The organism is Amycolatopsis sp. NPDC058986 (assembly GCF_042741125.1).
Lineage (GTDB): Bacteria > Actinomycetota > Actinomycetes > Mycobacteriales > Pseudonocardiaceae > Amycolatopsis.
In genome coordinates this window covers 98,868-118,633 of the sequence record NZ_JBHYJW010000009.1, presented here as the reverse complement: position 1 = coordinate 118,633, position 19,766 = coordinate 98,868, and the positions used below count along the sequence as shown (strand labels likewise).

At 69.3% G+C, this 19,766-nt stretch carries 16 protein-coding genes and 1 pseudogene; 3 read left to right on the top strand and 14 right to left on the bottom strand.

The window, feature by feature from the left end; genetic code table 11:
• Positions 1-334 precede the first annotated feature (334 nt).
• Positions 335-901: pseudogene (locus ACFW0G_RS11325) on the top strand (GAP family protein); the annotation flags it as partial.
• Here the strand turns inward: ACFW0G_RS11325 and ACFW0G_RS11320 are convergent.
• The 3 genes from ACFW0G_RS11320 to ACFW0G_RS11310 are packed head-to-tail and all read right to left on the bottom strand — an operon-like array spanning position 844 to position 2,983.
• A complete protein-coding gene (locus ACFW0G_RS11320) occupies positions 844-2,007 on the bottom strand; it encodes an AI-2E family transporter (protein WP_378324874.1) in 1,164 nt (387 codons plus the stop codon). The pseudogene ACFW0G_RS11325 and the gene ACFW0G_RS11320 sit on opposite strands and share 58 nt — an antisense overlap.
• On the bottom strand, positions 2,001-2,477 hold the full coding sequence (locus ACFW0G_RS11315; protein WP_378324872.1) for a hypothetical protein: 477 nt from the start codon (positions 2,475-2,477) through the stop codon (positions 2,001-2,003). Before ACFW0G_RS11315 ends, ACFW0G_RS11320 begins: the two co-directional genes overlap by 7 nt.
• Positions 2,474-2,983, bottom strand: a complete 510-nt coding sequence (locus ACFW0G_RS11310; RefSeq protein WP_378324871.1) for a DUF1269 domain-containing protein — start codon at positions 2,981-2,983, stop codon at positions 2,474-2,476. Before ACFW0G_RS11310 ends, ACFW0G_RS11315 begins: the two co-directional genes overlap by 4 nt.
• A gap of 204 nt (positions 2,984-3,187) precedes the next feature.
• On the opposite strand from ACFW0G_RS11310, the gene ACFW0G_RS11305 reads away from it, so the two are divergent.
• Complete coding sequence (locus tag ACFW0G_RS11305; RefSeq protein WP_378324869.1) at positions 3,188-5,020, top strand: glycoside hydrolase family 15 protein; 1,833 nt, start codon at positions 3,188-3,190, stop codon at positions 5,018-5,020.
• 255 nt (positions 5,021-5,275) lie between these two features.
• Here the strand turns inward: ACFW0G_RS11305 and ACFW0G_RS11300 are convergent, their stop codons facing one another.
• Entirely contained in the window at positions 5,276-5,731 is a 456-nt protein-coding gene (locus tag ACFW0G_RS11300; protein ID WP_378324868.1) for a hypothetical protein, read from the bottom strand.
• Between the two features lie 44 nt (positions 5,732-5,775).
• Here ACFW0G_RS11300 and ACFW0G_RS11295 point away from each other — a divergent pair, with 44 nt between their 5' ends.
• Positions 5,776-6,267, top strand: a complete 492-nt coding sequence (locus ACFW0G_RS11295; RefSeq protein WP_378324867.1) for a Scr1 family TA system antitoxin-like transcriptional regulator — start codon at positions 5,776-5,778, stop codon at positions 6,265-6,267.
• Between the two features lie 201 nt (positions 6,268-6,468).
• Here ACFW0G_RS11295 and ACFW0G_RS11290 read toward each other — a convergent pair whose 3' ends face one another.
• The 10 genes from ACFW0G_RS11290 to ACFW0G_RS11245 all read right to left on the bottom strand — a co-directional run bounded on the left by ACFW0G_RS11290 (position 6,469) and on the right by ACFW0G_RS11245 (position 19,758).
• Positions 6,469-8,013: a DUF6519 domain-containing protein gene (locus ACFW0G_RS11290; protein WP_378324866.1), complete on the bottom strand. Its 1,545-nt coding sequence runs from the start codon at positions 8,011-8,013 to the stop codon at positions 6,469-6,471.
• Positions 8,014-8,022: 9 nt separating this feature from the next.
• Positions 8,023-10,152 carry a hypothetical protein gene (locus tag ACFW0G_RS11285; protein WP_378324865.1) on the bottom strand — a complete coding sequence of 710 codons (2,130 nt, stop codon included), beginning with the start codon at positions 10,150-10,152 and terminating at the stop codon, positions 8,023-8,025.
• Positions 10,149-13,508, bottom strand: coding sequence for a putative baseplate assembly protein (locus ACFW0G_RS11280; RefSeq protein WP_378324864.1), 3,360 nt, complete (start codon positions 13,506-13,508; stop codon positions 10,149-10,151). The genes ACFW0G_RS11285 and ACFW0G_RS11280 overlap by 4 nt, the downstream gene beginning before the upstream one ends.
• Positions 13,505-16,363, bottom strand: a complete 2,859-nt coding sequence (locus tag ACFW0G_RS11275) for a putative baseplate assembly protein (RefSeq protein ID WP_378324863.1) — start codon at positions 16,361-16,363, stop codon at positions 13,505-13,507. Before ACFW0G_RS11275 ends, ACFW0G_RS11280 begins: the two co-directional genes overlap by 4 nt.
• Positions 16,360-16,731 carry a GPW/gp25 family protein gene (locus ACFW0G_RS11270; protein ID WP_378324862.1) on the bottom strand — a complete coding sequence of 124 codons (372 nt, stop codon included), beginning with the start codon at positions 16,729-16,731 and terminating at the stop codon, positions 16,360-16,362. The genes ACFW0G_RS11275 and ACFW0G_RS11270 overlap by 4 nt, the downstream gene beginning before the upstream one ends.
• A gap of 5 nt (positions 16,732-16,736) precedes the next feature.
• Positions 16,737-17,060 carry a hypothetical protein gene (locus ACFW0G_RS11265; protein ID WP_378324860.1) on the bottom strand — a complete coding sequence of 108 codons (324 nt, stop codon included), beginning with the start codon at positions 17,058-17,060 and terminating at the stop codon, positions 16,737-16,739.
• Between the two features lie 11 nt (positions 17,061-17,071).
• Positions 17,072-17,593 (bottom strand): phage baseplate assembly protein V, encoded by a 522-nt coding sequence (locus ACFW0G_RS11260; RefSeq protein ID WP_378324858.1) that lies wholly within the window; start codon positions 17,591-17,593, stop codon positions 17,072-17,074.
• 76 nt (positions 17,594-17,669) lie between these two features.
• Positions 17,670-18,791: a hypothetical protein gene (locus tag ACFW0G_RS11255; protein ID WP_378324857.1), complete on the bottom strand. Its 1,122-nt coding sequence runs from the start codon at positions 18,789-18,791 to the stop codon at positions 17,670-17,672.
• The gene (locus ACFW0G_RS11250) at positions 18,784-19,116 is read right to left on the bottom strand and encodes a LysM domain-containing protein (protein ID WP_378324855.1); all 333 of its coding nucleotides are present in this window, start codon (positions 19,114-19,116) and stop codon (positions 18,784-18,786) included. The genes ACFW0G_RS11255 and ACFW0G_RS11250 overlap by 8 nt, the downstream gene beginning before the upstream one ends.
• 9 nt (positions 19,117-19,125) lie before the next feature.
• A complete protein-coding gene (locus ACFW0G_RS11245) occupies positions 19,126-19,758 on the bottom strand; it encodes a hypothetical protein (protein ID WP_378324854.1) in 633 nt (210 codons plus the stop codon).
• Positions 19,759-19,766: the final 8 nt, after the last annotated feature.

Below are 19,766 nucleotides of genomic sequence, written 5' to 3'. Positions count from 1 at the left end.
CTGAAACGGAACCGATCTTGCTCACCCCGCCCGGTGGTCACCTCCTCCCCAGCGGGTGAGTCGGCACCGTTCGCACGGATTTCCCGTCGCGAAGAGTGGCGGACGGGACGCATTCCTCGCGGTGCGTGACGGACTACGCGATACGTATTCACCCGTGGCAGGCGAGGAAAACCGTGCTCCGCGGCGCGCAGTCTTGAACCGCGGAGCACGGGAGCACTTCGACGGTCACGCCGTCGGGCGAGCGTTGTCCGTCATCGTCGGGCACCCGGTGGCGGGCAACGCGCTCGGCCGGGACACGGCCTCCGGAGCGGACAACATCGGACGGGAGCGCGGAATGACGGACGGCCGGCTCGCGGTGCTGCCCCTCGCGATCACCATGATGGCCGGGCCGCAGATCATGTCGGCGCTGATCCTGATCACGGTGGAACGCGCCGTGCCGGTGTCGCTCGCCTTCGTCGCGGGCGTCGCCGTCGCCGTCACGGCGGGGACGGCGTTGACGACCTGGCTGGCGGGGTTCCTGCCGCCGGATCCCTCGGTTTCCGCCGCCGGCAGCTCCCTCGCCACGATCGTCGAGTACGTCCTGATCGCGTTCCTGCTGTGGCTGGCGGTCCGGAACTGGACGGGCCGCAAGACCGCGGAACCACCGAAGTGGCTGGGCTCGTTGCTGACGGCAGGGCCGGGACGGGCGTTCCGTACCGGGTTCCTGCTCGTCGGGTTCTTCCCTTCCGACGTCGTCGTCATGTGCACGGTCGGCGTCACGCTCGCCCGTGCCGGGGCGGACTTCGCCGCGGCGATCCCGTTCCTCGGCGCCACGGTCCTGATCGCCGCGCTGCCGCTGCTGGGCTATCTTCTCTTCCGGCGGCGGGCGGTGCGCGTCATGCCCGCCATCCGGGACTGGATGACCGACCACGGCTGGCTGATGAACATCTTCGCCTGCCTGCTCTTCATCGGCCTCGTCCTCTTCTGACCGTTCCGGCCGCGGGCCGACCCCACCAGTGCCATGACCCAGCCGCGGCCGGGGTCGTCGACCAGCACGGCCAGGACCAGCAGGGTGGCGGGCACCGACAGCAGGGTGCCGAGCGGGCCGAGTACCCAGGCCCAGAACACCAGCGCGACGAAGGTGGCCGTGGCGGACAGGCCGACGGCGTTGCCCACGTAACGAGGCTGGATCAGCGACTGCGCCACGAAGTTGAGCACGCCGTACACCGCGATCACCACGAGCATCGCCTGCCAGCCCGCGTCGAGCAGCGCGAGCAGGGCGGGCGGTGCGAGGCCGAGGAGGAAACCGATGGTCGGGACGTAGTTGGTCACGAAGGAAAGCAGGCCCCACAGCACCGCCAGCGGAACGCCGAGCAGCAGCAGCGCGACGGTGTCCATGATCGCGACGACGAGACCGAAGACCGTGGTCACCACCAGATAGCGGCGAACGCGGCGAGCGAAGTCCCGCAACGCTTCGGCGGTCCGGGGCCGGTCACCGGCGATCCCGGCCATCCGGCCCTCGGTTTCGGCGGTTTCGGCGCTGAGGAACAGCAGCAGCCCCAGCAGGAACACGAGGCTCGTGGTGACACCGGTCAGGTCCGACAGCAGGGAGCCGAGAGACGACAGGAGCTTGCCCGGATCGAGCGCCCTCGTGACGTCACGGAGCTGGGGCGGCCCGATGCCGAGCCGCCCCAGTGCGCCGGTGATGTCGGCGGCCAGCCCCGCGGCCCGGTCCGCGTACCGAGGGAGCAGCGCCGCCAGCTCGGTCACCGAAACGATCATCGCTACGCCGAACGCCACGAAAGTCCCGTAAACGAACGTCATGAGCGCCGTCGTCGCCACCCAGCGGGGAAATCCGCGGCGCCGCAACCAGCCGTGCACGGGGCTGAGCGTGATGACGACGACGGCCGCGAGCAACGTCGGCGCGGCCAGCCAGGCGACGGCCTTGATCCCGGCGACGCCGACCACGACCGCCGCGAAGCCCAGCAGAACCACGAGCGCTCGCGACGTCCCGGGAGTCGTCACCACGGCGCGTCGGGGGCTTCCTCGCCGTGGACGACGACCGCCCAGATCACCATGACGCACAGGGCGATCACGATCGTCGACCACACAGGATGGGCCGACAGGAACATCAGGTGCGTGAGCAGGGTGCCGGTGGCACACAGCACCGCGACGAGCCTGGCCCACCCGGTGCCGGAGAACAGGGCCGCGCCGGAGATCGCCACCACCGCGCCACCCACCAGATGCGCCCAGCCCCAGCCGGTCACGTTGAGCACGAGGGAGTAGTCGGGACCCACGATGTAGTACCCGCGCCGGAACAGCGCCACGATTCCCGCGATCGCGTTGAACACGCCGAGAATGACCATGATCACGCTCGCGAAGACAAGCCAGCCCGTCCACATCGACCGGCGTCCCAGCGCGGTCCGATGATTTCCCGGCCGCCGCCCTGCCGTTTCATGGTCGGTGATATCCGCTTCGGCACCCCATCGCTCGTTCATTTCGTCTCCGTCTCCTGTTCCGTGGTGAAGGTGTCGCGAAGCGTCTTTTCCTGTTCCTCGCTCAAATTCGTGAAAATCAGCTCGGGCCTCGCCTGACCACCGAAGGCTTCCCGCACCTTGTCGATGACGGCACCCGAGCTGAGCACGAACAGCGCCGACGTTCCTTCGGTGACCTCCGCCCGTACCTGACGAATCAGGTCGTCGTCGATGCCGTAGTCGGACAGCGAACCGCCGAGCGCGCCGGTGGCGGCACCGAGCGCCGCGCCGATCAGCGGTACGAGGAAGATCAGGCCGAACAGCATTCCCCAGAACGCGCCGGTGAGCGCGCCCCGGCCCGCCAGGTTGTGCAGCTGCCGGAGTTTCGGTTTGTCCTTTCCTTCCCGCCACGCCACGATCGCGGCGTCGTGCACCGTGATGAGCCGGTTCCTGGCCAGGGATTTCAAGCGCTCCGCAGCGAGCTCCGCGCCGTCGGCCGAGTCGAACAGCCAGATGGTCAACGTCTCCACGGTCACCGTCCTTTCCGAACTGGGTTTACGACCGCGGCCATCGCACATCGGCACGGCGGGCGGGCACATCACCTCCGCCGGGTGAGCCTCGCCCCGCCGGTCGCGGCTCGCGATCCCATCCGGCCAGGGTGATGACCGGCCCGCGGGAAGACCCCACCGTGGGTGGAAAACCGTGGAATGCCCCGGATGGCAAGGAGTTCGCTCGTGGACCACTCCCCGTTGATCGCCGACCACGGCCTGGTCGGCGACCTGCAGACCGCCGCGCTGGTGAGCACCGACGGCACCGTCGACTGGTTCTGCTGCCCGCGTTTCGATTCCCCGAGCGTGTTCGGCGCGCTGCTGGACCCCGATGGCGGCCACTGCCGGATCCGGCCCGTCCGGCAGCCGTACACCACACGGCAGCTCTACTTCCCCGACACCGCGATCCTCATCACCCGGTTCCTGACCGAATCGGGCAGCGGCGAGGTCATCGACTTCATGCCACCCGCGTCACGCTCGCGCGCCACGTCCGGCCGCCGCCTGATCCGGATGCTGCGCTGCGTGCGCGGCCGCGTCGCCTTCTCGGTGGACGTCGTCCCGCGGTTCGACTACGGCCGCCGTCCGCACACCACCTGTGTCACCGAGGACGGCGCGCTGTTCGACAGCGGGAAGTGCGGTCTGACCCTGCACGCCGTCCGGGAGCCGGGGGACGCCCGGCTGGCCCACATCCACGTCCTCGAAGGCGGGGTCTACGGCTCGGTCACCCTGGAGACCGGCCAGGTCCGCGGGGTGGTGCTCGAATCGGACGCCGAAGGCCCGCCGCGCGCGTTCCGGGTCGCCGAGATCGAGCAGGCCTTCGGTGACACGGTGCGGTTCTGGCGGTCCTGGCTGGCGCGGTCGGCCTACCGGGGACGCTGGCGCGAGACGGTCCATCGCTCGGCGATCACCCTCAAACTCCTGACCTACGCGCCGACCGGCGCGATGGTCGCCGCCCCCACCATGGGACTACCCGAACAGCTCGGCGGCGAGCGGAACTGGGACTATCGCTACACGTGGATCAGGGACGCCTCCCTCTCCGTGTCCTCGTTGCTCACCCTGGGATTCACCGCGGAAGCCGTCGACTTCGCCCGCTGGCTCGGGGAGCGCTACCAGCAGAGCGCCCACGGCGATGACCCGATCAACGTCATGTACCGCGTGGACGGCTCGTCGGATCTGACGGAGGAATCCCTCGCGCACTGGGCGGGCTACCGCGGTTCGAGCCCGGTCCGGATCGGCAACGCGGCGTCCGGGCAGCTCCAGCTCGACGTCTACGGCGAACTGTTCGACACCGTCTACCAGGCCGACCGCCGGGGAATCGAGGTCGGCCACCAGGGCTGGCAGGCGCTGTCGGAGCTGCTCGGCTGGCTGACGGAGAACTGGGACCGGCCGGAGGAGGGAATCTGGGAAACCCGTGAGGGGAAAGCGGATTTCACCTACGGCAGGCTGATGAGCTGGGTCGCCTTCGACCGCGGTATCCGCCTCGCGACGGCGCACGGCCGGCCCGGCGCCGTCGAGGTGTGGCGGGCACACCGGGACCGCATCTACGACCAGATCTGGGAACACGGCTGGAATCCGCTCCGCCAGGCCTTCGTCCAGCGCTACGGCTCCGACGCCCTCGACGCGTCGCTCCTGCGGATGGCGGACGTCGGTTTCATCGCCCCGCAGGACCCGCGGTGGCTGGCCACACTGGAAAGCATCGAAGCGGACCTGGTCACCGACAGCCTCGTCCACCGGTACGACTCCGGCGTTTCCCCGGACGGCCTGGCCGGGAGCGAGGGCACGTTTTCGTTGTGCACCTTCGGGTACGTCAGTGCGCTGGCTCGCGCCGGCTATGTGGACAAAGCCCGGCTCGTGTTCGAGAAGATGCTGACGTTCGCCAACCATGTGGGCCTGTACGCCGAAGAGATCGGCCCCACCGGCGAGCACCTCGGCAACTTCCCGCAGGCCTTCACCCACCTGGCCTTGATCGACGCCGCGCTCATCCTCGACCGCGCGGAATCTGTCCTTTGTGGATCGTGACGCCGCGGAGGGGTCCTTGACCGCGCTGAGCGCTGTGAAGGACCCCTTGAGGGCGTTCGGCGAGCTGGCTTCGCGCGGCGGGATTGTCTGTCGCGAACGCTCCGTTCGAGACGTTCACCGTCGCCAACGGAGCGTTCGCGACGCCACAGTGGAGCGGCGAAACGCTGCTGGACGACACGCGGGAGTGGAACGCGCGGAGCGAAGCAGGGCAATCGTGGAGACCTTTTGCTGCCCGCCGGGGCCCGATCGGATGTGTCAGCAGTAGGTGTGGATCCTCGTCTGGCCGACATACAGCGAGCCGTAATCCAGCAAGGCCGTGCTGATGTTCACGGTTGAGCCGCTGTCGCCGACCGTGTTGCTCGCCCAGAGCGGGTCGCCACTTCCGGTGTACACCACGAAGTTGCCGTCGCGCTGGTAAAAGGCGTAAAAGGCGTCCCGTCCATTGGTGTTGGACGCCCAACATGCTATCCCGCCAGCGGCGGTGTTGTACTCGACCAGGTTGCCGTCCGTCTGCATTTCGAGCCTGAAGTTGCCATCCGCGGAGGTGATGTAGTCACCGAGAGCCATCACGTCCCCTCTGAGAAGGAACGTGCCCAGGTGAGTCGCGGGGCGCACCGGAGCGGCATTCGCGGTCGCCGTCGTCAGTGGATTCATGAGCAGAGCACAGAGCGCGGCGATTCCCGTCATTCGCGTGATCAGCTTTTTTCGCATGAGCTATCCCCTTCGGTGGTCGACGCAGCGAGAGGCCTCAACGCATGACCACTCCCGGCTGCGTGTTCCAGCCTTGCGGGGGCGAGCTGACCGCGGCAAGCCTTTTCATAGTCGTCGAAACGCTCTGCCGCCGACGGCTTGTACCCGCCAGCCGCTGTCGCCGACGACGAACGGGCAGAAGCTACCAGCTCTCCGAGGAGGTGCTCGAATACCGGGCCGGAGGCACCGGAGTGCTCCAAGAGCAACTCCGCCAACTGCTTACGCTGATCGAAACCGACCGGATCGTGGTGCGGGTCGTGCCCACCGGGCCCGATCGGAGTGCAAGTCCGCCCGGCTCGTTCGCCCTGTTCGACTGCCAAGACCACCTGTACGCGTACTTCACCGAACCGCGCCATGTGGACCGCTACGAGGAAACCACGGAACGCCTGATTAACCGCGCGCTGAGCGAGCAGGCATCTCACGCCCACATCACCGACGCGCTCGCCAGATCGGAGCGGACGAGCGGCCTCGACGAGTTCGTACCGGCAGTCGGGTAGTCCGTCATCACTCGGGGCCTCGCTGCCGAGAACTCGAGGAATCACCCCGAACGGTTGGACGGCGTCCTCGCGCCCTGAAGCACATGTGCTCGCCAGCCTCCCAGCAGGATGCCGCGAACGGGCCATTGGGGACGTTGAGCGTCCCTTACGCGTCGTTCGCGACATCCGCTCCGCGCGCCCGCGCACGCGGCCGCGTCGGAGTTACTCGCGGGAGGCGGGGCGGGACTTCGAGCGGCTGGACGTGGCGGGCGGGGTGGCGGCGGGCTCCGGCGCGAGAACTGTGGCCGGCGGCCAGACCGGGGTGGCGCCCGCCGTGAACTTCGGCCGCAGGTCCTTGGCGGCGCCCGCGGCGTCGATGAACGCCAGCGGAACGTAGTGGTAATCGACGCCGTGAGGGAGCCGCGCGGCCGGGCTGCCATCGGGGTTGTCCGGCCATTCCACGTCGCCGGTGATCGTGCGGGCGGGGATCTGCCAGTAGTCTCCCCGGCGATACGTACCGTGCGAAACCGCGTCGGTGTCGGCCGCGCCCGGAGGTTTCGGGGGCGCCGTGAACATGACCTGGACGCCGTCTTCGAGGTCGATCCAGTCGCCTTCGATGAGCGGGAGCGCGCCGTCGGAGACGACCTCGGTCTTGCGGGTTCCGTAGTTCGCCGGCGACGTGTGGTCCCAGCGCCGCAACATCGGGTGCCGGTCGGCGCGGGTTCCGGGGCCACAGTCGTCCGTCCCGAAAGGACTGTCCACAGTGATCAGACGATCCGCGGCATCGATGGCGATCACGCGGCGCAGCGGGGGCGCGGAACGCACGAGGCCGGTCAGGGGGACGTCGTCGGCGACACGGGCGGCGGTGGCGTCGTCGACGAGTTCGACCCAGTCGCCCACTTCGAGTGCCAGCTTGCCGTCACGGCCGAGGGTGGCGAGCTTGATGTCCTGATCGGACACCGAGAGGACAGGGAAGACCACGGACGCGTTTTCCCGTGACCACTTGAACGTCGCCCCGGAAAGGAAGGTGCCCTTGGTGTTCGACTCCCGCCAGGCGGGCCCGCCGGTGTGGACCTCGACGCGATAAAGCTGGTTCTCCGGGCCACGGAACCGGGCCTCCGGCGACAGGTCGCACGGTTTTTCCTCGACGTCACGCGGGCGAAGCGCCCGCGCGGTCAAGAGCCCGCGGTGGGGGTTCAGCCCGTCCAGCCACTTCTTCAACTCCCCGGGCGCGGTCTCGAAGGTCACGTTCGGGAAATCCTGGCGGGCCACCTGCCAGACGACCCTGGCGCGGGCGGCGGTGTCCGGGCCGGGATCCCCCAGCGCGACCTCGCGGATCGCCGGGTCCTGCAACGCGGTCACCAATCTCTCCCACACCCGCAGGTACACGACGTAGGGCACCTTCTGCGGCAGCCGGTCACCGTCGGCGTCGGGTTCGAGGTACCCGTCCGGCTGCTTCCAGTACCGGACCGCATTATCGTTCTCGGCGAGGATCCCGTCGACGTACATGCGGCCGGGCCCGATCTCCAGGTCGGTGACCGCCTTGTCGGCGTCGGGGTCGGGCACCGGCGTGATGACGAACCCGGCCGCGCCCGCGGGTGCCCCTGCGGCGCCGATCAGGTCGGCGACCGTGGTGCGCAACTGGTGCAGCAGGATCGCCGCCTGCTCGTTGAAGTCGGCGTCGAGCTGGACCCGGCCCTGCTGGGACAGCACGGCGGAGAAGTGCTTGGCCGCGTCGAAGGTGACACGGGAAAGGTCGGCTTGCATGGCGTTCTCCTAGGTGACGATCAGGATTCCGGCATCGAAGCCGGCTGGCGTGTATTCGGCGATGCGCAGCTTCAGGTTGTCTTCGCGCTGGGGCTGGAAAAGGTCGTGGAACACCCCGGGTTCGGAGCCGTCCTCGGCACCGCGCCGGATCTCGTCCCGGCAGCCGGGGGCGAGCTGGGCATAGCCGGGGGTGCCGTACCGGGTACTGGTGAACGGCGGTGGTTCGCCGTGTACACAGTGGAATTGCGGTGGCGTGCACGAATCCCCGGGCAGCCAGCAGAACCGGACGCAGCCGGACTGCCGCCGCGCGACGTGCACCTCACCGTCCACAATGGAGTTCTCCAGCAATCCGACGGCGTGTGTGCACACCCTTCCGAAAACCGTGCTGCGCCGGGCGTTGAAGACGGCGTGCGCGTGCCGGTCCTCCGGAGCGGACAACGCGGCGATATCGGTCCGGGTGGCGTCGAGAACGCTGTCGGAGAGCCAAATCTGGTTGGGTTCGCCGTGCACCTCGTCCACATTGACCAGGATCGAGCCGATGATGCTGTGCTCGACCTGAAGACACGCGGGAGTGTCCGACAGCTCGATACCCGCTTCCTCTTCGTGTTCCGGGCAGCACCGTTCGTCCAGCGACCAGCCGGGCACCAGCGTGGAATGCCGGATCACCACCTGTCCGACCTCGCCCTGGACCCGCACGCTGCGCCCGGTGATCAGCAGTCCGTCGAACACGATCTTCGGCAGTGGCCGCGCGCAATCCCCGCCCCCGTCCTCTTCCTCGTCCTCCGGCCCGAGGACACGCAGGGCGTCGGGGCGATTGCTGTACCAGTCGAGCAACCGCAGCACCGGCCGGGCGCCCTGCGCGGCGCGCAGGGTCAGCCGGTCACCGCGGTCGAGCTGGATCTCGATCTGTTCCGAATACGCGACAGAGCCGGTCAGCTCGATCACCGCCTCCTGTTTGGCGGGATCGGTGGCCTTTTCCTCCCGCCAGCGCTTGACCGCGTCCATGATCCGGTCGCCCGGCCCGACCTGGTACGGCTTCCGGGGATCGGGACCGATCGGACGCGGGTATTCGCCACCGCCCAGGTCGTCGGAAAGGCCGTAGTGATAGGAAACCCAGACTCCGGTGTCCGGCGCGGTCCGCGCGGGGAACGCGATCCGGCCGAGCACCGGATCGACGGCGACCTGTCCGCGCTTCGGCCGATATCGCCAGCCGGACAGGTCCGCCGGGACGATCTCGTCCAGTGGCACCGCCTTACCGCCGTCCCGGTACACGCACAGGCTCTTGCCCGGGCCGTAGTAGTTCGCGGTGCGCTCGGCGAACGCACGGCGGCGAATGAACACGGGCACGTCGGTCTCCCCCGCGACCTCGGCCGGTGAGACGTCCGGCCCGCCTTCGGGCGGTTTCGCGATCAGCGGTGTGTCGTTTCCGAGGATGCTGAACGTGAAATGCGTGCGAGCGCGATCCTCGCAGTAGGCCGGGCTTTTCGTGACCGAGTACGGCCGGATCCGCCAGAGGTACAGCCCTGCTTCGGGAATGTCGAACCGCCCCGGCGAACGCTCACTGGTGATCCGCCGGACGTCGGCGGTGTGCGCGAGCGAGTCGAACGGCCCGTCGATGCGGTCCAAGGCGTCGACGTCGTGGAGATCGGTGAGCCTGCCCCGGTGCAACCGCCGCCGGTCCGCCCTCGGATCCCGGCCGTGCAGCCGGACCGACTGGGTGACACCGAGCAGCCTGCGGAATTCGACGGCCCGGGCGGGCCAGCCCGCGACGTCGGCGGCGAGGGCTTCGAGCAACGCCAAAGTGCCCTTGCGACGCCGGTTGCGGACGGTGTGCGCGACGTCCCGGCGCGACGCGATCGCGGCCAGCAGCCGGCGGCCCGCCTCGCTGTCCGAGGTGAGCGCCTCGTCCGCGCCGGGCAGCATCCGGTAGCCGACGAGGTCACCGAGGTAGGGCGTGACCCAGTCCTGGCAGGTCTCGATGAACCAGTCGGCGTAGAGCTGCCGAAGGTCGGCGTCGATGATGTCGGCCTGTTCGGTGACGACCCCGAGCAGCGCCTGAAGCGGGCCGCCCTGTTCGAGGTCCCGGATCCGGTCGTAGCGGGGCAGCAGCTCGTAGAGCCGGTCGGGTTCGCGGGTCACGGGATCCTCCGCAGGGTAAGGGCTTCCGGCACCCCGGCCGGGAGCACGGCGAGCTGCGCGGGGCGGATCCCGCGGAACACGGTCAGGTTGCGCACACGGGACAGATCGGGGCCGGTCAGCCCGGGGTTGAGCGCGACCAGCTCGTCGACGGTCAGGCCGTGCTGCTGTGCGACGTGGGTGAGGCTGCCGAACCGACCGTCCTTTTTGGAGTCCAGCACGACCTCGTCGTACCGGGCGGGCAGGGCCGCGATCGCGGTGTCGACGACGTTCAGCTTCCGCACGATCGTCGCGAGCTCCAGCGGGCTGACGTCGCCCTGGATGCCGTGGAACAGATCGACGTCCACATAGTCCACTCCGGACACCGCCTGGATCACCGAGACGACGTCGGACAGGTAGGCGGACTGGCCCAGTTCCCGTGCGGCGAAACCGAGTTCGGCCCGCACCGCCGCGAGCACGGCAGGCTGCACGAGATCCCAGGAATAGTCCGGGAGCACCTTGATCCCGGCGCGCAGCACGATCAGCACCTGGTCCCGCACCGCGACCTCGACCGGTACCCCGAGGTCGCCGAACCGCGCGAGCGCCGCCTCCAGCGAGCCGAACAGCCCCGAGGACGGGTCGATCGGCACGTCGCCGATCCCGGCGATGGTCACGTGCACGAGTTCCCGCCGCCCGTCGTTCAGCTTGCGCGCGTCGGCCTTGCCGATCCCCGCCCGCGCCCGGGTGAAGTCGGAGTAGTCCCGCACCGAAACGAGCCGGTCGAGCGCGAGCATCCGCAACGGGGTGGTGATCCGGGCGTCGGCCGGGCCGTCACCGTCCGCGCCGCCCGTGGCGGGCACCGGGTTCGTCACCGCGGTGACACCGGCGGGCTGCGTGGCGGGCTGGGTGATCTTGCCCGCCGCGACGTTGCCCGCGCTGCCCGCGCCGGTGCGGTATTCGGCGGTGACGTTCTCGGTGCCGGACGGCAGCCGGGCGCCGTGCACGCCGTCGCCGAAGGAGACCGACGCCGTCTTGTCGGTGCCGATCCGCAGGGTGTGGTCGTGCGCGGTCGGTCCCGAGAAGATCAGGCTGTCGACGTCGTGCCAGGCGACTCCGCCGACCCGCACGGTCAGCGAATCCTCCGCCCCGAGCGGATTGTCCGACGGCGAGAAGGTCAGCGGCGCGCGCTCGCTGACCTGCGCCAGCCGGAAAGTCTGCCCGGCCTGGCCGGAGTTCCCGCTGCCGAGCCGTTCGGTGCGGCTCTCCCCCTGCGTGGCGGCGACGACGTTGGCGGACAGCGTGACGGTGTCGCGTTTGTAGGTGTAGGCGAGGTCGTTGGCGAGGAAGAGCACGGACCGCGCCGAGCTGCCACGCTTCTCCGGGTCGGCGGATTGCCGGATCCCGGCGAGCATCGCGAGTTCGCTCGCCTTGACACCGCTGGTGTGCGGTACGTCGGCTCGTTCGCCGGAGACGACGAGCCAGCGTCCGGGAACGAGGCCCTCGTACATCCGTTCCAGCGGGATTTCGTGCCCGCCGACCGGATCGGTGATGACCTCGCCGAGCGGCGTCAGCGGCTCTCCCTTCGCCCACACGACGTAGCTCTTGCTGGCATCGACGGTCGCCCCGGTGATCTTGAGCACGGTGACCGGGATCTGCACGGGCACGGTGTTCTTCGGGTTGGTCGGCGTCGGTGCCGCGACCTGCTTTTCGAAGACGCTCTGCCTGCTTTCCGTCACCAGCGCGACCAGCGGTTGCCCGCTGTCGGTCTCGAGGACGATCCGGCTGCCTGGGAGGATCCCCTCGTACACCGCGTCCAGGGTGAGCACGCCCGTCTCGACCTTGGCCGTGACGGCCTTGACGCGCAGCACCTGCACGTCCGACACCGCGAGCGGCGCGGTGAGGACTTCGTTCGCCCACGCGCGATGCAGGTTCGGGCCGAGCCGGGGTGACGCGGCGATCAGTAGCTTCGGGTGGACGTCCGCATCGGCGCGGAACTGGTCCGCCACCGCGACTTCGAGATCACGGGACTTCCGCGGCGGGCGCGACGGCGCTTTGCGCAGGGCGGGCAACATCGAGGTGAGCGCGACGAGCGCGGCGGCCCGGTCGCAGTCCTCGTTCTCGTTGTCTCCGCAGCAACATCCGCCGTTCGCGGTCCCCTCGGCCTTTCCCCCACAGTGACACGGCGGGCAGACGGCGTCGCGGGCCAGCCGCCGCAGCCGGGTGAGTTCGTCCGGGGTGCGGCGGGTGAGCTGGATGGCCAGCGCCACCAGCGCGTCCCCTGCGGTCAGGACGGCTTCGATGTCGTCCCGGAACCACTTCCGGACACCACAGCCCTCCCGCAGTTCGGCGAACGCACGCCGCTCCCGCAGTGCGTCCAAATAGGACGGCACGTCGGAGGAATCGAACGTGCCATCGAGCACGTCCGCCGGGGTCCTCGCCGGGGTGGCCGGGTCCGGCGGTTCGAGGAACTTGAGCAACGGTGCCAGCAACGACTTGTCGACATCCTTCGCGTCGGGGTCGTTCTTGACGATGTCGCGGCCCTCGGCCTTGCGGATCACCGCTTTGAGCGCGGTGACCGCGGTGACGAACGGGCTGGACGCGTCCGCGGTGACGAGCGTGATCGCGGTCTTGTCCGCGGTGAAGTCCGGTTTGGACTCCTTCACCACCCGCACCGCGGTGTCGATGCCCTCGGCCCCGGTGGCCTTGTCCTGGCCGAACAGGAACAGCAGCCGGTCCCCGCCCTTGAGCGGTGCCTTGGTCCCGGCCACGGTCAGAGCGGGGATCTTGGTGACATCGCCCGGCACGTCCGAGGACGTCGGCGACGAGACGAACACGATGTCCGGCGGATCGGTGCGGCGCACGGCGAGCGCGTTCCATTCCCCGCGCGCGACGAGTTCCTCGGTGGTCTCGAAGGTCTGCGGCAGCCCGCCCTGTTCGGCCACGCTCTTCGCGGCGGAGCCCGCCGGGAGCACCGCCTGCTTGCCCTCGTCGAGGGTGTAGGCGAGGTAGGTGGTCGATCCCAGCGCGGGACGCGGTGTGTAGCCGACGAGCCTGCCCAGCCGGTCCAGCGATTCCTGTTCGGTCGCGGTCCGCAGGTAGCCCTCGTTCGCGACGCGCTCGGTGTAGAAGGTGAGCACGTCGCCGACGAGCGCCCAGCAGTCCAGCAGCGCGATGGCCGGATCGTCGGGATCCCGCGTGCCGAGGCCGTCCAGCGCCCGCCTGCTCGACAGCCGGGCCAGCATGGACTCGCGGAACCGGCCGTGCGTGCCTGCCCGGTAGGACAGCGCGGGCAGTCCCGGCCGGTTGTACGACGGTACCGGGGTCACGGCTTCGACACCGGCGCAGCAGCCGCCGCAGTCGTTCTGGCAGTCGCAGCTCATCGCCCACCCCTCACTTCCAGGTCGATACGGCCGTTTTCCGGCCGGGAGCGGTCGTTGTCGAGTTGGGCCACTTCCAGCGGCCGGATGGCGAGCAACCCGCGTTCGAGCGCGTCACCGGGCATCCCGAAGAGCCGGTGCAGCCGGGTGACCCGCACACTGCGCACGCCCGGCACCGCGGCGGCCGCCGCGACCACCCGGCTCACCCGCACCGGGGTGCCGAAGGTGAGGTTGTCCGGGTGGAACAGTGGTGCCGGACGCGCGGGCACGCCCGGTGCCGGGACGAGCGCGCGCAGCACGGCGGCGCGGACGTGCCCGGCGATGAAGTCCGGCCGGACCTCCACGCACAGCCCGAGGTGGATCGGAACCAGCGTGGCCGTGGCGACGGACAGGTCGTGGCCGATCCGCCGGTACGGGCGCAGCGCGCCGCGCACCTGATCGAGCAGCCGGTCCGGGGCCACCTCGGCGCCCAGCGGGTCGATCGCGACCTGTGCCTCGTACCAGCTACCGGTCCAGCGCAGATCCCCGGCGGCACGCTGGATGCCCGGCACCGTCTCGGCCAGCCGCGCGTAGTCGTCGGCGGTGATCGCCCGCAGCAGCCGGTGCCGGACCTCCAGCGGCGCGCGCTGCCGCACCTCGGCGACCGGTTCGGGTTCGGTGCCGCCGGTCGCGGGCAGCGGATTGCGGACCAATCGGATTCCGCCCTGGTGGAGCTCGCCGAACACGATGCGGCTGAGCACACCACGCCCGACGTTGCCCGCGACGCCGTTGCCGACGCGGTAGTGCGCGTCGAATACGGTTCCGGGCGCCGGAATCGCGCCGTTGCGGCCGTCCCCGAAGCGCAGCGTCATGACGGTGTCGTCGTCGGTCTCACCGACGAAGTGCCGGTCCGCGGGCCCGCTGTCGAGCAGGTCCCGGCGGGGCGACCAGACGTCGCCGGTCTTGCCGGTCAACCGGATCGCCGGGAGTGCGGCACGCGGATCGGTGCGGGTGGCGTGAATCGCGGGACCGTGGAAGGCCTGGCGTGCGGGGTCGAGCTTTTCGCCCTCGTCCTGGCCCCAGGACTGGCCGATCTCCCAGCCGATGTCCTCCGCCCCGAGGACGTGCCCGGAATGGGCCCGGCGGATCAGCTCGTCCAGCCGTTCGAGCTTACGCGCCAGCAGTTCGCCGAATCGGGCGAGCAGCGTGCGCAGCGCCCGGCGAGGGTGTTCGGTCAGGTCCAGCTTGTGCAGGACCGCGGCGCCGAACAGCGTCGTCAGGTACTCGACGTCCTTTGTGGACGGACCGCCGTGGTGGGGCAGGTCGCGCAGGATCTCGCGCAGCCGGTCCCGTGCCCGGTCCGGCACCCCGGCCAGCCGCCGGGCCTGCGCGTGGCCGACGTCCGCCGGGGCCGGGAACGGAACGCTCTGCGTCACCGGCTTCTCGCCCAGTGCCGGGGCGAACTTCGGGGTCAGCGGCGGATAGGCCGGCCGGGCCACCGGGCCGGGATCGCCGGGACAGCCGAAGCACACCGGATCGGGGCAGCCGGGTTCACCGGCCGGCGGTCCTTCGACCGGGTCGAGAGTCTCGGCGAACCGCTTCCCGTGCTCGACGAGGACGGCGTTGCCGCGCGCCACGCCGACCTTGATGTCGGCGCACTTCGGGCCGCCCTTGGCGTTGATGCACAAGGGAAACGTCAATGCGTCCTCGATCGCCCACTCGACCTCCAGCAGCGGCTTGCAGTACAGCTCGTCGCGGGTTCGGCACACCGACGTCAGGCGCACGGCCTGGCAGTGCGTGTGGTCGGCGTCGGCGGGGTTGCCGGTTTTCGCCCCGGCGATCTCCTCGAACACGAGCACGTCACCCGGTGCGAGACACAGGATGCGGTCTTCGCTGCCGGGTGCGCTGTCCACCAGCGTCGCGGACGTGGCACCTTCGGGCAGGCAGCAGCCGATGTCGCCCCACGTCCACAGGTCGATCTCGTAGTGCAGGGGACGGAAGACGACCTCGCCGGAGCCGACCGGCTCGAACACCTCGTGCGGCGGGATTCCCCGCTGCTCCATGTCCTTTTCGGACAGTGCGGGACGGCCGGGAAGCACGCCGTCGGGCAGCGTGACGAACCGGAAATCCCCGGTCTTCACCTTGACGTCTTCAGTGGTGTCGACACAGACCCACGTCCGCGCGGCACAGCCGTCGTGCATCGGGTAGTCGACCAGCCTGGTGTGCCTGCGGATCGAGACGCGCTCGCGAGCGGTGTCGAGATAGGCCTCGGTGGCGACGGCGTCCTGGAGATAACTGAGCCGATCACCCTCGTAGGCGAGCAGTTCGACGAGCGTGACGCCGATGTCGGCGGCGTGCCGCTCGGTCCAGCGGGGCGTGGTCAGCGTCAGGCGGTCGAGCAGCAGCTGCCGGAAGCTCGCGTAGTCCTTCGCGAGGTAGTCGATCTCCGGCTCGTCGTACGTCTTCTGTGGACAGTCGCAGGACCGTCCACAGTCGATGTCGTCGCACCGGGCGAAGGTGAAGCCGAGGCAGGCGTACCGAGGGTCGAATCCGGGGTAGGGCTCGGTTCCCGGCTGTCCGCAGCCGTCGGATTCGACGACGCGGAGCCGATACTCCGACAGGTCCCCCGGCCGGTCGACCGTGAGGATCACCCGGTCCTCGAGCTCAGGATCGTCCTCGGCGCAGATCTTCACGTTCGTCACCCGGATCCCGGTGACGCGGCGACCGCCCTCGATCCGGAAGTTCTCCGGCTTCAGCTCCTCGGGAGCCTTGCCGAAGAAGATCACCGTGAGCTGGTCCTGGTCGGCGTTGATCGTGTCGATGCCGTTGTACCCGTCGTGGCGTACTTTCGTGATGCGACGATCTTCGGTGCACGTCATCGGATTCCCCCTTCGATGACCTCGGTGCGTTCTTCACCGGTCTCGGCCAGCACGTAGCTCAGGTCGACCCGCAAGGTCGATTCCTCGGCGGTGACCTCCAGCCGCTGCACGGTGATCACGTCACCGAGCCAGCGCTGCAGCGCCCCGGCGGTGGTGGCCTGCAGGGTCGCCGCGAGTTCCACGCTGTTCGGCTCGAAGACCAGGTCGAGCAGCCCGCAGCCGAAGTCCTGCCGGTTCACCCGCTCCCCCGGCGTGGTGAACAGGACCTGCTTGATCATGTCGAGGACATGATCGGCGTAGGACGTCTCGGCGGTGCGCCCGCGCGCGTCGAAGTGCAGCGGGAAGTCTATCCACAGTGGAGTGTTCATGGTGGTCACGTCGCAATCACGCGGGGCTGGATGGTGAGCACGAGCGGCGGCACAGCGGGTGGCAGGCAGGAGCCGTCGCCCTTGCCCGGCCCCGGCGGGGCCTGCAACGCGATCGGCTGGCCGTTCACCATGACCCGTGCCGAAAGGTTCTGCCATAGCACGGTGGCGCAGATCGGCACCGAGCAGCCGGTGACGGTCAGCTGGTCGGCGGCGGCCTGCACCGGCAGCCCGGTGACCTGCACGCGGGGCGGCGAAACGGGCACCACGGTCACCTTTCCGCCGTGCGGGCAGGTCAGCACCGCACCCTGGTGCAGAATGAAACCAGGCATCACGGCCCCCCTCAGCTCAGCACGGTCAACGCGCCGAGGTTGACGTTGACGAGCGGTCCGGGGCCGAGGGTGATCGTCGCGCCCTGGCCGTTCGAGATCTGGATTCCGGTGTCGTTGATCGCGATGAACGCGGCGCCGTGCCGGATCAGGATGCCGCCGGGCGCGGGCCCCGGGGTGTCGCTGAGCGAGATCGCGTTCTGCGGCGAGGTCGCCAGGACCACCGCGGGCACGCCGGGCGTCATCGCCAGTGCCTCCGCCGGCATGTCCTCGGGCCCGCCGCGCAGGAACCCGGTCCAGATCGGCCGTTCGGGATCACCCTGCTCGAACTCGACCCACACCTTGGCGTTCGGCTGCGGCGTGACGAACATGCCACTGGCCGTGCCCGCCAGCGGAGTCGCCGCCCTCGCCCAGAACGCCGGGATCGCACCCAGCACGTCGTCCACCTTGACCAGCAGCCTGCCCTCCTGCAGTGGATCCACATTGGACACCACGGAGCCGCGGAACTTCCCGACGAACTTGCCGACCTCACTCATGCGATCGCCTCGCTCCGCGACACAGTGTTCAATCCCTTTTGGCGCATGACATCCTCGATTCGCTCGCAAGCGTCGCTCATACGCTCACCTCTTCCAGTAAGGGCAGCAGCCCGTCCCTGCTCAGCGAGAAGCTCTGCTTGTACTCGCCGCGTTTGATCTCGTGCGTCACCTTGGTGACGAAATACAGTCCGTCGTAAGCGGCTCCGACGCCGCGCACGCCGACGAGCCGCCGCGCCTTGAGCACATGCCCGTACCGCAGGACGTCGAGCTTGCCCTGGCCGCTGATCGCGTCCAGCGACTTCGCGGAGTGCGCGAGTCCGTACAGCAGGCCTTCGGGCAGGCTCTTGTTGGCGCCGAAATCGATCTTCTGGTGCTTCAGCTTGAGTGCCGGCCGCGCGGCCAGCGGCGGGCGCAACAGGCTGACGTCCGGGATCGGGATCGGGAACCCGATGCCGGTGTGCGGTTCCACCTCGATGATCGAGTACTGGGTGGCGGACAGCCCGTCGAAGGCGAACGACATCGATTCGGTGTTGGACGCCGCCCCCATGTTCACCGACAGCGCGGGCTGCATGAGCCCGAACCGGGCCTCCGGGCCCCAGTAGGCGATGTTCGTCCCGATCTCCGGCCCGGGTTCGATGAAGAACACGTGCCCGGCCCGCGTCGCCAGATACTTGATGTACTCGAGGTCGGTGTCGCTCTGGACGCCGTTCCGGCGCACGGCCGGTTCGACCGGGTTGAACACCGACGGGACGGCGATCGGCGCGATCCCGTACATGGCGTGTTTGAGGCAGATCAGCTCGACCTGGGCGAAGTACGGCAGTTCCGGCCAGATGAACTCGACATGGACCATGTCGAATACCGCGGTCATGTCCAGCCCGGTGACCGTCAGCGTCGAAGCGCCGGGGGTGTCACTGGGCCCGACCTCCTGGCGGGTGATGATCCCGTCCATCACCACGGTCTGCTCACCCCGGATGATCGTGGCGATCACCACGCGGCGGCCGGGGTCGAAATAGCCCATCGGCAGCAGCGTCGTGGTGAGCGCCGATCGTTTGCTCACTGCGAAGCTCAGCTGGAACCCGCCCTGTTCCCCGGTACCGGTGTGCACCGAGACCGACTGCAGCGCCTCGATCACCTCGTGCGGCGCCCGCTCCGGCAGGATCCCGCCGATCAGCAGGAGCAGCCGCATGTTCTCAGCCATTGCCGGGCACCGCCAGCGGGAAGCTGCCGCCCGGGGTGCCGGGCGCCAGGGTGATCCGCAGCTTCCGTCCGGGGTCGACGGTCAGCGCGGCCGGGTCCATCGCGCGGTTGGCGTCGGCGACCTGCCAGAACCGTTCGGCGTCGCCGAGTTCCTTGGCGGCGACGTTGTCCAGCCGCTCCCCCGGTTTCACCGTGTGCTCGCCGATCTGGGCGAGGTCCTCGGGGTGCGGGAGGATACGACGGCGCAGGTACACGATCTTGCGGCCGTCCGCGGTTTCGTGGACGGCGGTCGGGATCCCCTGGTACCGGCTGGTGGTGGCGAGCATGACGGTCTCCTAGATCGTGGTGAGGCCGACGTCGGCGATGGGCCGCTGGGCCTTCTTCGCGAGAGTTTCCTTCTGGCCCTGGTAACCGAGGTAGAGCCGTCCTCCTTTGTGGACATACCCGAGGTCGTCCACGGTCAGCACCCGCACGCCGACGCTCACCTTCGCCCTGATCGGGCTGAGCGCGGTGTCGAACGCCTCCTCGGTGACGCTGAAGTCGGTGATCCGCACCGGCACGAGACGGTGGGGGCCGAGCACCAGCACCAGCAGCGGCGCCTCGACGGGCGCGATCTCCAGTTGTCCCTTACCGGCCAGATCGTCCTCATTGGACAGTTGAACGCTGGTCGGGTAGATCGTCAGCTCCAGCGCGGACAGCACCGGCAGCAGCCCGTCGGGATAGGACTCCGGGTGCTCGGTGGCGTCGAACTCGGCGTCGAACTTGTACGTCTCGTGCGGCGGTCCCTTGAGCCGCAACGCTTCCAGCCGGTCCCCCGGCTCGCTCCCGATCCCCTGCGGCTGCAGCGTCCTGGTCAGCGTGTCCGGGTTGAACTGGAACGGGATCGTGTTCATCGGCGTGCCGTCTTCCGGGTTCAGCAGCACGAACCCGCCCCGCACCGGCCTGCCCGCTTCGGGAAACGTCGTCATGGTCGTTC

What these genes read in the sequence shown, in the direction of transcription:
- ACFW0G_RS11265 (WP_378324860.1), bottom strand. Translation starts at nt 17,060, where the DNA reads ATGCCTGGTTTCATTCTGCACCAGGGTGCGGTGCTGACCTGCCCGCAC.
- ACFW0G_RS11245 (WP_378324854.1), bottom strand. Translation starts at nt 19,758, where the DNA reads ATGACGACGTTTCCCGAAGCGGGCAGGCCGGTGCGGGGCGGGTTCGTG.
- ACFW0G_RS11260 (WP_378324858.1), bottom strand. Translation starts at nt 17,593, where the DNA reads ATGAGTGAGGTCGGCAAGTTCGTCGGGAAGTTCCGCGGCTCCGTGGTG.
- ACFW0G_RS11295 (WP_378324867.1), top strand. Translation starts at nt 5,776, where the DNA reads ATGACCACTCCCGGCTGCGTGTTCCAGCCTTGCGGGGGCGAGCTGACC.
- ACFW0G_RS11275 (WP_378324863.1), bottom strand. Translation starts at nt 16,363, where the DNA reads ATGACGTGCACCGAAGATCGTCGCATCACGAAAGTACGCCACGACGGG.
- ACFW0G_RS11280 (WP_378324864.1), bottom strand. Translation starts at nt 13,508, where the DNA reads ATGAGCTGCGACTGCCAGAACGACTGCGGCGGCTGCTGCGCCGGTGTC.
- ACFW0G_RS11290 (WP_378324866.1), bottom strand. Translation starts at nt 8,013, where the DNA reads ATGCAAGCCGACCTTTCCCGTGTCACCTTCGACGCGGCCAAGCACTTC.
- ACFW0G_RS11300 (WP_378324868.1), bottom strand. Translation starts at nt 5,731, where the DNA reads ATGCGAAAAAAGCTGATCACGCGAATGACGGGAATCGCCGCGCTCTGT.
- ACFW0G_RS11315 (WP_378324872.1), bottom strand. Translation starts at nt 2,477, where the DNA reads ATGAACGAGCGATGGGGTGCCGAAGCGGATATCACCGACCATGAAACG.
- ACFW0G_RS11250 (WP_378324855.1), bottom strand. Translation starts at nt 19,116, where the DNA reads ATGCTCGCCACCACCAGCCGGTACCAGGGGATCCCGACCGCCGTCCAC.
- ACFW0G_RS11270 (WP_378324862.1), bottom strand. Translation starts at nt 16,731, where the DNA reads ATGAACACTCCACTGTGGATAGACTTCCCGCTGCACTTCGACGCGCGC.
- ACFW0G_RS11255 (WP_378324857.1), bottom strand. Translation starts at nt 18,791, where the DNA reads ATGGCTGAGAACATGCGGCTGCTCCTGCTGATCGGCGGGATCCTGCCG.